Source organism: Bradyrhizobium guangdongense, from assembly GCF_004114975.1.
Lineage (GTDB): Bacteria > Pseudomonadota > Alphaproteobacteria > Rhizobiales > Xanthobacteraceae > Bradyrhizobium > Bradyrhizobium guangdongense.
This window is the reverse complement of record NZ_CP030051.1, coordinates 4,836,544-4,849,102: the sequence shown is the minus strand read 5'-3', so window position 1 is coordinate 4,849,102 and position 12,559 is coordinate 4,836,544. Positions and strand designations below refer to the sequence as shown.

Here is a 12,559-nt window from a genome sequence, read left to right as displayed (position 1 = left end):
TCATTGCAAACCGCACTGGCCTGAAGGGAGCGGATATGGAACCGGACCTGGAAGTTGTCCAGATACGGCGCGGCGAGTCGTTCAAGGCGTGGTCGCACGGCTACCCATTCCACACCGTCCGCTGGCATTTCCATCCCGAATACGAGCTCCACCAGGTTGTGACGACCAGCGGTCGCTATTTCGTCGGCGACTTCATCGGCGAGTTCGAGCCGGGCAATCTCGTGCTCACCGGCCCCAATCTGCCGCACAATTGGGTGAGTGATGTGCCGGCCGGAAACACCATCCCGCTACGCGGGCGCGTCCTCCAGTTCAGCGAAGAGTTCATCGGCGACCTGATGAAGGTCATGCCGGAGCTGTCGGGCCTCGCCGCGCTGCTGGATTTCTCCCGGCGCGGCGCGCTCTTTACGCGCAGCACGAGCGACAAGATCTCTCCGCTGATGGAGGAGATCGTGACCGCGAACGGTGTGCGCCGGATCGAACTGTTCCTGATGATCCTGGGAACCCTCAGCCGCGCTCGCAATGTGCGTCCGCTTTCCAGCCCGAACTATCTGCCCGACCCGTCTGGATACATGTCTGCGGGCATGAATAAGGCGCTCGCCTTCATCCGACAGAACCTGACGCAGCCTTTTGGTGAATCTGAGCTCGCGGCAATCGCCGGCCAGTCGCCAAGCGCGTTTTCGCGCTCCTTCCGCCGGCACACGGGCATGTCGCTGGTGCAATACGTCAAGCGCCTGCGCGTCAATCTCGCCTGTCAGATCCTGATGAGCGACGAGCAGGCTTCCATCACCGACATCTGCTTCGAGGTCGGCTTCAACAATCTCTCCAACTTCAATCGGCAGTTTTTGGCCGAGAAAGGTATGCCGCCTTCGCGCTTCAGGCGATTGCTCGCGCAGAACATCGATACGGCACGCGCGGCCTAGCCGGCGAAAAAAGCAAGGAGGAGACCAAAACGGGAAGAATGACGCGGGCATGCCGATGGCAGCCCGCGACAGGAATCGCTTGTCCAGGAATTCCGTGCGGCTTCAGAGCCCCCGGCACTCATCGTCGCCGGGACGGGAGCCGCGAAGGCCCATCTTCAAGGATCAACCACAGCACTCTAGTTCTGAAAGGAAACTCCGAATGAAAAGGTTCTCGCCGAAACATACAGGCACGCTCGCCCTGGCTCTGTCGATGCTGGGCACGACGGCCACGCTCTCGCAGGCCGCGGAGTTGAAGGACGCGACGGTTGCTTTCCTGATGCCCGACCAGGCCTCCACGCGCTACGAGCAACATGACTATCCGGGCTTCGCCGCAGAGATGAAGAAGCTCTGCGAGAGCTGCAAGGTGATCTACCAGAACGCCAGTGCGGATGCCGCGCGGCAGCAACAGCAGTTCAACTCGGCAATCTCGCAGGGCGCCAAGGTGATCGTACTCGATCCGGTCGATTCGACCGCCGCAGCCTCCCTGGTCAAGATGGCACAATCGCAGGGTATCAAGGTTATCGCCTACGACCGGCCGGTCCCCGATGCTAAGGTCGATTTTTATGTGTCCTTTGACAATGAAGCCATTGGCAAGGCGATCTCCGAATCGCTCGTCAAGCATCTCAAGGCGGCCAATGTCACGGCGAAAGAGGGCGAGGGTGTGCTTGAAATCAATGGTTCACCGACCGATGCGGCAGCGGGACTCATCAAGAAAGGCATCCATGCCGGCCTCGACAAGAGCGGCTATCCCATTCTCGCCGAATACGACACGCCGGACTGGGCGCCCCCGAAGGCTCAACAATGGACGAGCGGCCAGATCACCCGTTTCGGCAAGAAGATCCTTGGCGTCGTGGCCGCCAATGACGGCACGGGCGGCGGCGCAATCGCCGCTTTCAAGGCCGCGGGCGTCGATCCGGTGCCGCCGGTGACGGGTAACGATGCGACGATCGCCGCGCTTCAGCTCATCATCGCCGGCGACCAGTACAACACGATCTCCAAGCCCAGCGAGATCGTGGCCGCTGCGGCGGCCGAGGCGGCGGTGAAGTTCCTCTCCGGCGAGGCGCCCAACGCGGAAACCACGCTCTTCAATGCGCCATCGAAGCTGTTCGTGCCGGCGGTCGTCACGCAGGAGAACCTGAAGGCGGAAATCATCGACAAAAAGATTCAGACCGCCGATCAACTCTGCACGGGGCGATATGCCGCGGGCTGCAAGAAGCTCGGCATCACGCAGTAACCGCGTTCGTCCCGGCCGCTCGCCGCGGCCGGGACGGGCAACGAGAGGGCGGACTGACACATGACCACGATCTCGGATTCGACGCAGGGCGGAATGCGCAAGCCGGTCTTGAGTCTTCGCGGAATCTCAAAGCATTTCGGCGCCGTGTCCGCACTGACCAATGTCGATCTCGACGTGCATGCCGGCGAGGTCGTCGCGCTCGTGGGCGACAACGGTGCGGGAAAATCCACGCTGGTGAAGATCCTGGCCGGCGTGCACCAACCGTCCTCTGGAACGATCGCCTTCGGCGGTGAACCTGTCGTTCTGTCCGATCCGGCCACCGCACTCGGCCTCGGCATCGCCACGGTTTTCCAGGACCTGGCGCTCTGCGAGAATCTCGATGTGGTCGCAAATATCTTCCTTGGCCGCGAACTCAATCCGATGCGGCTCGACGAGGTCTCCATGGAGCTCCGCGCCTGGACGCTGCTCAACGAATTGTCGGCGCGGATCCCCAGCGTACGTGAGCCGGTCGCCTCGCTGTCCGGCGGACAGCGCCAGACTGTGGCGATCGCACGTTCGCTGCTCACCGAGCCGAAGCTGATCCTGCTCGACGAGCCAACCGCGGCACTTGGCGTCGCTCAGACCGCCGAGGTGCTCGACCTCGTCGAGCGCGTGCGCGCCCGAGGTCTCGGCGTCATTATGATCAGCCACAACATGGAGGACGTCCGCGCGGTCGCCGATCGGATCGCGGTGCTGCGTCTCGGCCGCAACAACGGCGAGTTCGAGCCCGACGCTTCCAATCAGGATCTCGTCACCGCGATCACCGGGGCGGACGAAAACTCGGTCTCACGCCGCGGCAGCCGGCGCCGTGCCCATCAGTCGCCGGAGCTTAGGCGATGACCGACGACACGCAACAGGTTTCGTCGGCGCGGCTGCTCGACCGCAGTGACGAGCGGGTCAAGCACGCGGACAAGCTCGGCAACACGATCAGCGCCTTTGTGGACCGCGTGCGATCAGGCGACCTCGGTTCGCTGCCGGTGGTCGTCGGGCTCATTGTGATCTGCACGGCCTTCGAGAGTCTCAACCCTGTTTTTCTCGCGCCGAACAATCTGGTCAACTTGCTGTTCGATTGCTCGACGGTGGGCGTGATCTCGCTCGGCATCGTCTGCATCCTGATGGTCGGCGAGATCGATCTCTCGGTCGGCTCGGTGAGCGGGTTTGCATCGGCGCTCGTCGGCGTGCTCTGGGTCAGCCAGGATTGGCCGGTCGCCGTGGCGATCGTCACGGCGTTGGCGTTGGGCGCTGCCATCGGCGCGCTCTATGCGTTTCTGTTCAATCGCCTGGGAATGCCGAGCTTCGTCTCGACGCTGGCGGGTCTGCTGGGATGGCTCGGTCTGCAGCTGTATCTGCTCGGCTCCTCGGGCTCGATCAACCTTCCGTACGGATCACCGCTGGTCAGTTTCGGGCAGATGCTCGTCATGCCGCCAATCGTATCCTACGTGCTGGCGGCAGCCGCGAGCCTGGTGATGTTTGTGACGGGCTACCGTACGGCGGCGCGCCGGCGGCAGGCAGGGCTATCGGCCAGTTCGCCCGGCCGCATGATGCTGAAGGCGCTGCTGGTCACCATCGTGCTCGAATTCGTCGTCTATTATCTCAATCTGGGGCGCGGGATCCCCTGGATGTTCGGCCTGTTCGTCGGCCTGTGCATGGTCATGAACTACGCGTTGACGCGGACCAAATGGGGCCGCTCGATGTCTGCGGTGGGCGGCAATCGCGAGGCGGCCCGCCGGGCCGGTATCAACGTTCGCCGGGTTTATCTGACCGCTTTCGTGCTGTGCTCTACGCTGGCGGCCGCCGGCGGCATTCTGGCCGCTGCGCGGCTGGCATCGTCCAGTCAGCAGGCCGGGACCGGGGACGTGAACCTCAACGCGATCGCCGCGGCGGTCATCGGTGGCACCAGTCTGTTCGGCGGCCGCGGCAGCGCCTATTCTGCACTGCTCGGTGTCATCGTCATCCAGTCCATCGCGAGCGGCCTCACGCTGCTCGATCTCTCCTCGTCGCTACGGTACATGATCACGGGCGCGGTCCTTGCTATTGCGGTCATCGTCGATTCGCTGGCACGGCGCTCACGCCTGTCCCATGGCCGAGCTTGAAGAACTCAAACAAGAAAAGGACAAGACTTGGCCCAAGAACTTGCAGGAAAAGTTGCCGCGATCACCGGCGCCGCGTCGGGCATCGGTCTCGAATGTGCCAGAACAATGATCGGGGCCGGCGCGCGGGTGGTGCTGGTTGATCGGGCGGCGGAGGCGCTGACCAAAGCCTGCGCGGAGCTGGGCGACCAGGCGATTCCGTTATGCATCGACCTGACCGATCCCGTCAGGATGCAAGGCATGATGCCGCAGGTGCTGGAGAAGGCGGGCCGGCTGGACATCTTTCATGCCAACGCAGGCGCCTATGTTGGCGGTGAGGTGCTTGGCGGCGATCCTGACGCCTGGGACCGCATGCTCAATTTGAACATCAATGCGCTGTTCCGGTCGGTGCATGCGGTGCTGCCGCACATGGTCGAGCGCAAGAGCGGCGACATCATCGTCACCAGTTCGATCGCGGGTCTTGTCCCCGTCGTCTGGGAACCGATCTACACCGCGTCCAAGCACGCCGTGCAGGCCTTCGTGCATACGCTGCGCCGGCAGGTCGCCAAACATGGTTTGCGCGTCGGCGCCGTTGCGCCCGGTCCGGTCGTGACCGCGCTGATCAAGGACTGGCCCAAGGCGAAGATCGAGGAGGAGATGGCAGCCGGCGGCCTGATGCAGCCGGTGGAAGTCGCGCAGGCCGTGCTCTTCATGCTGACTCGTCCGAGAAACGTCACCATTCGCGACCTCGTCATTCTGCCGCAGAGCAACGATCTCTAGCATTCTACGACCGGCGATCCAGATGACAAAGCAATCCGATGAGCGCCATTTTCTCGGCATCGATGTCGGCACCGGCAGCGCACGGGCCGGCGTGTTCGATCGCTCAGGCAAGCTCCTTGCGAGTGACAGCGCACCCATCGCCCTTTGGCGGGAGGCCGGCGACGTCGTCGAGCACTCGAGCGAGGATATCTGGCGTGCCGTATGCCGCGGCGTGCGCGGCGCGGTGGCGCAGGCCGGTGTCGCGCCCGACAGCATCGCCGGCATCGGCTTCGACGCGACCTGCTCGCTGGTGGTGCTGGGCGAGGGCGGCGCGCCGCTGCCCGTCGGACCGTCCGGCGATCCCGCCCGCAACGTCATCGTATGGATGGATCACCGCGCCGCCGATCAGGCGCGCCGCATCAACCAGACGGGCGAAAAAGTTCTCGACTATGTCGGCGGAATGATCTCACCTGAGATGGAGACGCCGAAACTGTTGTGGCTCGCCGAAAACATGCCAGACACGTTCTGCCATGCGTGGCAGTTCATGGACTTGACCGACTTTCTCACCTGGCGGGCGACAGGGAGCCTGTCTCGCTCCACATGTACCGTGACATGCAAGTGGACCTATCTGGGTCACGAAAACCGTTGGGACGATCAATTCTTCCGCAAGGTCGGCCTCGGCGTGCTCGCGGACGAGCAGTTTCGCAGGATCGGCACCGAGATCGTGCCCGGGGGAACGAGATTGGCGGCGGGCCTGACGGCGAAGGCCGCGGCCGATCTCGGCCTCATTGCGGGTACGGCGGTCGCCGCCGGCCTTATCGACGCCCATGCTGGCGGCGTCGGAACGGTGGGCGCGCGCGGTACGGCGGGCACGGTGCTGACGCGCATGGCCTATGTGTTCGGAACCTCCGCCTGTACCATGACGACCACGTCGGCTCCGTCCTTCGTCCCCGGCGTGTGGGGACCCTATTTCTCGGCCATGGTACCCGGGCTCTGGCTCAATGAAGGGGGGCAGTCCGCCGCCGGCGCTGCTATCGAGCATCTGTTGCAGATGCATCCGCATTCCGCGCAAGCGACGCAGGCTGCACGCCAGAAGCAGCAGACGCTTGCCGATTGGCTGGCCTCCGAAAGCGAATCCCGCGGCGGTGCCGGAATGATTCCGCAGTTGGTCGGCGAGGTTCATGTCGTCCCCGAATTCCTCGGCAATCGCGCGCCGTTCGCGGATCCTGACGCGCGTGCACTGATCGCCGGGCTCGATATGCGCTCGGATCTGGAGAGTCTGCTGTCGCTTTATCTTGCCGGGCTGTGCGGTCTCGGCTGCGGGGCGAGGCAGATCGTTCGCGCCCAGCAGAACAAGGGCATTGCGGTCGATACCATCGTGGTCAGCGGCGGTGCCGGGAGGAGCCGCCTCGTGCGACAGGTGCTCGCCGATATGACGGGGCTGACGGTCGCCGCGTCGGCGTCCCCGGAGGCCGTCCTGCTCGGCTCCGCGATGCTGGGATCGGTTGCCTCCGGCGACCATTCCAATCTCGGCGAGGCGATGCAGGAGATGTCGGTCTTGGGAGAGATCCATCGGCCCCAGGTTGCCCTGGCTCCTTGGGCCGACCGGCGCTTTGGAACCTTCGAAGCCCTGCAGAAGGTCGGCCGGGCAATTCGATACGCGTCGTAGCTCCCTTTGCAAACTGGATCCGTTTGGCACTGCTGACCTCCGACGCCGGCACTCCGAAGGAGAGGGCGTACGCCCACTTTCATCATGTCGACACATATGTCATGATAGGAATACAAATGTATAGATCGGGCCTTTTGGCCCGGCGAGGGAGGGCTGCCATGGGTAGGAAAGTCGCATTCATTGCGGCCTTGTTCGGCGCGCTGGCATTGGTTGGTCCGGCGCAGGCGCGGGTCGAGGTCCAGTGGTGGCACGCCATGAGTGGCGTCCTCGGCGACCGACTCAATGAGCTGGTCGAGAAATTTAACAAGTCGCAGGACAAGTACACGGTCGTCGCCGTCGCCAAGGGGAACTATGATGAGGTGACGAACGGGGTGATCGCCGCCTATCGCGCCAAGCGGCCGCCCGAAATGGTGCAGATCGCCGAACGCGGTTACATGACGATGTTGCTCTCAGGAGCCATTGTCCCCGTGCAGGATTTGGTGGAGCAAAAGGGTTACAAGATCGACTTCTCGGACTTCATCAAACCTGTGGCAAGCTTCTGGAGCTACAAGGGCCGAATGTCCGCGATGCCCTTCAACTCGTCGACGCCGATCTTCTGGTACAACAAGGATCACTTCCAGAAGGCCGGTTTCGACAAGCCGGCCGAGACTTGGCAGGAGCTGGAGAAGCAGCTCTATGCCATTAAGTCCAAGGGGATCAGCGAGTGCGGCACGGTGCTGCCCGGCGATTTCTACTGGAGCCTGCTCGAGAACTACAGCGCCATCAACAATCAGCCCTACGGCACTTTGGCAAACGGATTCGACGGGCTCGGCACCGAATTCGTCTACAACAAGACGAAGGTGGTGTCACAAGTCGCGCGGCTCAAGAAATGGCTTGATGACGGGGTGATGCAGATCGCAGGCCAGGGCTTCAGTCCCGAACAATTGTTCACGTCGGGCCGGTGTTCGACCTTCGTGAATTCGACCGCATCGCACGGCAACATCGAGCGCAATGCGACCATCAACTGGAGCGCCACCTTCCTGCCGCACGAGAGCGACATCGATCCGCCGCTCAACAGCACCATCGGGGGCGGGGCCATCTGGGTCATGAAGGGCCACACGCCCGAGCGATACGAGGCCGTCGCGGCCTTTCTGGATTTCGTCGCGCAGCCGGAAACCCAGGTCTGGTGGCATGGCGCAACCGGCTATGTTCCCGCCACCAACCGCGCCTATGCGCTCGCACGGGAGCGGGGCTATTACAAGGATCATCCGACCAGGGAGATCGCGGTGCTGCAGCTCTCGCGCGGCACGCCGAACGAGAACTCGCGCGGCTTTCGCTTCGGCAACTTCGTGCAGACGATGTTGGCCCAGCGCCAGGAGGTCGAGGCGGTGTTCGCCGGCCAGAAGCAGCCGCAGCAGGCCATGGATGACGCAGTCAAGCGGGGTAACGAGATCCTGCGGCAGTTCGAAAAGCTGAATGCCGGGAAGACTCCGGAAACCGAGCGTCCATGACGCTGCGCCTGTCCATCCCGTGGCGTGACGCGCGCGCCCCTGTGCTTCAACCAAGGCACGGGGGCGGCGTGCCGTCGGCAGCCGCTGGCAGCTCGCGCAGGTCCGGAAAGACGCAGCGGCGCGAGGAGGCCGGACTGAAGCGGGCCAATTTCGGCGACGGTCCCGGCCTGCCGACGCTGCTGTTGCTGCCGCAATTGCTGATCCTGCTGTTCTTCTTCTTCATTCCGTCGCTGCGGGCGCTGATGCAGTCCGTTCTGCTCAGCGATCCCTTCGGAACCAGCGTCCAGTTCGTCTGGTTCGACAATTTCAGGACGCTGCTCGCGAGCAGCGATTACCGCCAATCGATCGCGATGACGTTCTGGTTCACGGTGGCGCAGAACGTGCTCACCTTGGGCAGCGCCCTGGTGCTGGCCTTCGCCACCGACAGGATCGTGCGCGGCCGCTCGGTCTATCGCACCATGATCCTGCTGCCTTATGCCATTGCGCCTGCGATCGCCGGCATCCTGTGGGCCTTCCTGTTCAATCCGGCGGTCGGCCCGCTGGCGCAGGTGCTGCACCGGCTCGGCATTGTGTGGGACCCCAACCTCAATCCCACCGATGCGCTGATTCTGGTGACGCTGGCCGCGTCATGGAAGCACATCTGCTACGATTATATCTTCCTGGTGGTCGGTCTGCTCGCAGTGCCGGTATCGCTGATGGAGGCGGCCGCCGTGGACGGCGCGGGACTGATCCGCCGCTTCGTTTCGATCGCGCTGCCGATGCTCGGGCCTACCATCTTCTTCCTCACGGTGATGAACTTCATCTATGGCTTCTTCGAAACCTTCGCCATCATCGATGCCGTGACCAAAGGCGGCCCGGCCGGTGCGACCAACATTCTGGTCTACAAGGTCTTCGTCGACGGCTTCGTCAATCTCGATCTCGGCTCTTCGGCGGCACAGTCGGTTCTCTTGATGAGCTTTGCGCTGATCTGCACGCTGCTGCAATTCCGCTACTTCGATCGCAAGGTCAATTACGGGGTCTAGCCGCATGGTGGAACGCTCACCGGTCCTCAACGTGCTCTGTCACGCGATCCTGATCGCGGGCGCGCTCACGGTCTGCATACCGCTGTATTTCGCGTTCGTGGCCGGCTCGCTCACGGTGGCCGAGGTGCAGAAGGTGCCGCTGCCATGGCTGCCGGGAGGCCAGTTCTTCGACAATCTGCAACTGGCCTGGAGCAAGGGCAATTTCAGCCGCACCTTCACCAATTCGATCATCGTGGCGCTCGGCATCACTGCCGGCAAGATCGCGGTATCGCTGCTCTCGGCCTTCGCCATCACCTACTTCCGGTTTCGCTACAGGATGCTGGCATTCTGGCTCATTTTCATGTCGCTGATGCTGCCGATCGAGGTCCGGATCGTGCCAACCTTCGAAGCCGTGGCAAATGCGGCGCTGCCGCTGCAATGGCTCCTGGACAAGCTGCATGTCGCCGATCTCTGGCGCTGGATCAGCGGGCATGAGGTCGCGATCGCGCTGGAATGGAACATGGTCAATACCTATCCCGGGTTGATCCTGCCGCTGATCGCCTCCGCCACCGCCACCTTCCTTTTCCGCCAGTTCTTCCTGACGATCCCGGAGGAGCTGTGCGAGGCGGCGAGGCTCGACGGCGCCTCGCCGCTGCACTTCTTCTGGAGCATCCTGCTGCCGCTGTCCGTCCCGAACATGGTGGCGCTCGCCATCATCCTGTTCCTGTTCGGCTGGAATCAGTATCTCTGGCCGTTGCTGTTCACGACCGACAAGGACATGGCAACGGCGGTCATTGCGTTGAAGGGCCTGATCCCGCGTTCCGACAGCGAGCCGGCCTGGAACATCGCCATGAGTGGTGCGCTCCTCACGATGTTGCCGCCGGTGCTGGTCGTCCTATTGTTGCAGCGCTGGTTCATCAAGGGTCTCGTCGACAGCAGCAAATAGGGACTGATCATGGTTTTTATCGCCGGGCATCGCGGCGGACGCAATCTCTGGCCGGAGAACAGCCTGACGGGTTTCCGCAACCTGTGCAAGCAGGGCGTCGATGCGGTCGAGTTCGACGTCCATCAGAGCGCGGACGGCGGTGTGGTCGTGATCCACGATCCGCTGCTCGACCGCACCACATTCGAGAGCGGGCCGGTCGGCGAGCGCAGCCTGCGACAATTGACGGCAACGCGTCTTCGCGATGCCGGCGATGAGTTCATTCCGACCCTGGACGAGGTGCTCGACGTGTTCAGCGAAACCACGCTCGAGCTCCACATCGAGATCAAGACGGATGCGCTTGGAAGTGCCTATTCAGGACTCGAGGCGCGGCTGATCGAGCAGATCAAGCGCCGGGGCCTGGAGCGTCGTGCCGTCATCACCTGCTTCGTGCCCGGCGTGATCGAGACCGTGCGGCGGCTGTGGCCGGAGGCGCGGGTGCTCGTTTCGCTCGACCGTCGTTCGGCAGAGATGATGGGCGGACTAGAGCCAGCGCTGACGCAATTGGCTGGCATTCCCGGCTGCATCGTAGCGGTCGAAAAATCGCTCCTGGGGCTCGCGTTGCCGGTCGCCCTCAGGCTGCTCGGCCCCGAGCGGCTCGGTGCATGGGTGACCAACGAGCCGGAAGATATCGCTTACTGGCTTGCCCAGCCGGTGCGGCAGATCACGACCGATCGGCCGGATCTCGCCGTGAGCATTCGCCGCCAGCTCGAAACGATGCCGGCCCGCCCATGATTCCGCGCCGTCGCTTTCTCGTAGGATCGCTGGCGAGCGCCGCCTTGGCCGCGCCCGCCGGGTTTGTGCGGGGAGCGCCGGTCTCATTCAGCGCAGATCCATTCACGCTCGGGATTGCCTCCGGATGCCCGCGGCAGGATCGCGTCATCCTGTGGACCCGCCTTGCGCCGCAACCGCTCGACGGCGGCGGCATGAGGGATGCACCGGTCGAGGTCGAATGGCAGGTCGCGGAGGATGAGGCGTTCGCGCGCATCGCCTCCCACGGCATCGTGCGGACGAGCGCCGAGCTTGCGCATTCGGTGCATGCCGAGGCGACGGGCTTGCTGCCGGATCGCGTCTATTGGTACCGCTTCCGCGCCGGTCCGGCGTTCAGCCCGGTCGGACGAACGCGCACCGCGCCGGCGGGGTCGGAACGGCCTTTCCGCTTTGCTTTCGCATCGTGCCAGCAATACGAGCAGGGCTATTTTGCAGCCTATCGCGACATGGCCGCGCGCGATCTCGACCTCGTCGTGCATCTCGGTGACTACATCTATGAGAAGTCCTGGGGATCGCGCCACGTCCGCCAGCACGTCGTCGGAATTCCGACGACACTCGATGAATTCCGCAACCGCTACGCGCTCTACAAGGGCGATCGCGATCTGCAGGCGGCGCACGCCGCCTTTCCCTGGCTGTCGGTCTGGGACGACCACGAGGTGATGGACGATTATGCCAATGATCGTTCCTACACGGTGGGCGATGCCGCTCAGTTCCTGAAGATCCGTGCGGCAGCCTATCAGGCCTATTACGAGCACATGCCGTTGCCGCCCTCGGCGCAGCCACGGGGGGCCGAGGCCACGATCTACGAGCACTATCGTTTCGGCGAGATGCTCGACGTGCTGCTGCTCGACGACCGGCAATATCGCTCGGCGTCGGCCTGTGTCGGAGGCGGACGGCCGACTTGGGTGACGGACTGCGCGGACCGGACGGACGAAGCGCGAACGATGCTGGGCCGCGAACAGGAACGATGGCTCGATGCGCGCCTGCGCGACTGCCGCGGCCGATGGACCATCGTCGCGCAGCAGACCTTGATGGCACAGGACAAGCGGGAAGGGGATGACGGCGCGCGTTTCTGGATGGACGGCTGGGACGGCTATCCCAATGCCCGCCGCCGGCTACTTGATTCGCTCGTGGCGCAGCGACGGCGCAATCCGATCGTGATCGGCGGCGACCGCCACGCCTTCTTCACCGCCGATCTGAAGCAGGACTTCGCCCGGCCGGACGGGCCGACCATTGCGACCGAGTTCGTCGGCACCTCGATCACCTCGGACGGGCCGAGCGAAGCCGGAGTCCGCAAGGCGCTGGCGGAGAATCCGCACCTCATCTATGCGCGTGGCGACAAGCGCGGCTATGCGACGGTCGAGCTCGACGCCCGGCATTGCACCGTGGGATTCGAGGCCCTCGACCACGTCAAGGACGCCGGCAGCGCCGTGCAGCGGCTGACGAGCTTCGTAGTCGAGGACGGCGTGCCGGGCGCGAAGGCCGCATGACGATCTCCGCAGGGCGCCGATTTGACGGCCAACGAAAGATCGCCTCAAATGCTCCGACGTCCGACCTTGTTTCGAGGCCGCTGCTGGGGACTGCGC

General features: G+C 63.7%; 11 protein-coding genes. All 11 read left to right on the top strand.

Annotated elements, in window-relative coordinates; all coding sequences use genetic code 11:
• The first annotated feature begins 35 nt into the window (after positions 1 to 35).
• The 11 genes from X265_RS23320 (at position 36) to X265_RS23270 (ending at position 12,463) form a co-directional block, all read left to right on the top strand.
• Positions 36 to 920 (top strand): AraC family transcriptional regulator, encoded by an 885-nt coding sequence (locus X265_RS23320; RefSeq protein WP_128969377.1) that lies wholly within the window; start codon positions 36 to 38, stop codon positions 918 to 920.
• Positions 921 to 1,119: 199 nt separating this feature from the next.
• On the top strand, positions 1,120 to 2,193 hold the full coding sequence (locus X265_RS23315; protein WP_128966917.1) for an ABC transporter substrate-binding protein: 1,074 nt from the start codon (positions 1,120 to 1,122) through the stop codon (positions 2,191 to 2,193).
• A 60-nt stretch (positions 2,194 to 2,253) separates the two neighbouring features.
• Complete coding sequence (locus X265_RS23310; RefSeq protein ID WP_164938748.1) at positions 2,254 to 3,072, top strand: ATP-binding cassette domain-containing protein; 819 nt, start codon at positions 2,254 to 2,256, stop codon at positions 3,070 to 3,072.
• A complete protein-coding gene (locus tag X265_RS23305) occupies positions 3,069 to 4,325 on the top strand; it encodes a sugar ABC transporter permease (RefSeq protein WP_128966916.1) in 1,257 nt (418 codons plus the stop codon). Before X265_RS23310 ends, X265_RS23305 begins: the two co-directional genes overlap by 4 nt.
• Positions 4,326 to 4,352: 27 nt before the next feature.
• Positions 4,353 to 5,081, top strand: coding sequence for an SDR family oxidoreductase (locus X265_RS23300; protein ID WP_128966915.1), 729 nt, complete (start codon positions 4,353 to 4,355; stop codon positions 5,079 to 5,081).
• Positions 5,082 to 5,103: 22 nt separating this feature from the next.
• The gene (locus tag X265_RS23295) at positions 5,104 to 6,729 is read left to right on the top strand and encodes an FGGY-family carbohydrate kinase (protein ID WP_128966914.1); all 1,626 of its coding nucleotides are present in this window, start codon (positions 5,104 to 5,106) and stop codon (positions 6,727 to 6,729) included.
• A 158-nt stretch (positions 6,730 to 6,887) separates the two neighbouring features.
• The gene (locus X265_RS23290) at positions 6,888 to 8,219 is read left to right on the top strand and encodes an extracellular solute-binding protein (protein ID WP_128966913.1); all 1,332 of its coding nucleotides are present in this window, start codon (positions 6,888 to 6,890) and stop codon (positions 8,217 to 8,219) included.
• The gene (locus tag X265_RS23285) at positions 8,216 to 9,241 is read left to right on the top strand and encodes an ABC transporter permease subunit (protein WP_128966912.1); all 1,026 of its coding nucleotides are present in this window, start codon (positions 8,216 to 8,218) and stop codon (positions 9,239 to 9,241) included. The genes X265_RS23290 and X265_RS23285 overlap by 4 nt, the downstream gene beginning before the upstream one ends.
• 4 nt (positions 9,242 to 9,245) lie before the next feature.
• On the top strand, positions 9,246 to 10,166 hold the full coding sequence (locus X265_RS23280) for an ABC transporter permease subunit (protein ID WP_128966911.1): 921 nt from the start codon (positions 9,246 to 9,248) through the stop codon (positions 10,164 to 10,166).
• A gap of 9 nt (positions 10,167 to 10,175) precedes the next feature.
• On the top strand, positions 10,176 to 10,937 hold the full coding sequence (locus X265_RS23275) for a glycerophosphodiester phosphodiesterase family protein (RefSeq protein ID WP_128966910.1): 762 nt from the start codon (positions 10,176 to 10,178) through the stop codon (positions 10,935 to 10,937).
• A gap of 44 nt (positions 10,938 to 10,981) precedes the next feature.
• Entirely contained in the window at positions 10,982 to 12,463 is a 1,482-nt protein-coding gene (locus X265_RS23270; RefSeq protein ID WP_208764257.1) for an alkaline phosphatase D family protein, read from the top strand.
• Positions 12,464 to 12,559 lie beyond the last annotated feature (96 nt).

Excerpts from the sequence above, each read along its gene's own strand:
- X265_RS23320 (WP_128969377.1), top strand. The coding sequence starts at position 36 with ATGGAACCGGACCTGGAAGTTGTCCAGATACGGCGCGGCGAGTCGTTC.
- X265_RS23315 (WP_128966917.1), top strand. The coding sequence starts at position 1,120 with ATGAAAAGGTTCTCGCCGAAACATACAGGCACGCTCGCCCTGGCTCTG.
- X265_RS23310 (WP_164938748.1), top strand. The coding sequence starts at position 2,254 with ATGACCACGATCTCGGATTCGACGCAGGGCGGAATGCGCAAGCCGGTC.
- X265_RS23305 (WP_128966916.1), top strand. The coding sequence starts at position 3,069 with ATGACCGACGACACGCAACAGGTTTCGTCGGCGCGGCTGCTCGACCGC.
- X265_RS23295 (WP_128966914.1), top strand. The coding sequence starts at position 5,104 with ATGACAAAGCAATCCGATGAGCGCCATTTTCTCGGCATCGATGTCGGC.
- X265_RS23290 (WP_128966913.1), top strand. The coding sequence starts at position 6,888 with ATGGGTAGGAAAGTCGCATTCATTGCGGCCTTGTTCGGCGCGCTGGCA.
- X265_RS23285 (WP_128966912.1), top strand. The coding sequence starts at position 8,216 with ATGACGCTGCGCCTGTCCATCCCGTGGCGTGACGCGCGCGCCCCTGTG.
- X265_RS23280 (WP_128966911.1), top strand. The coding sequence starts at position 9,246 with ATGGTGGAACGCTCACCGGTCCTCAACGTGCTCTGTCACGCGATCCTG.
- X265_RS23275 (WP_128966910.1), top strand. The coding sequence starts at position 10,176 with ATGGTTTTTATCGCCGGGCATCGCGGCGGACGCAATCTCTGGCCGGAG.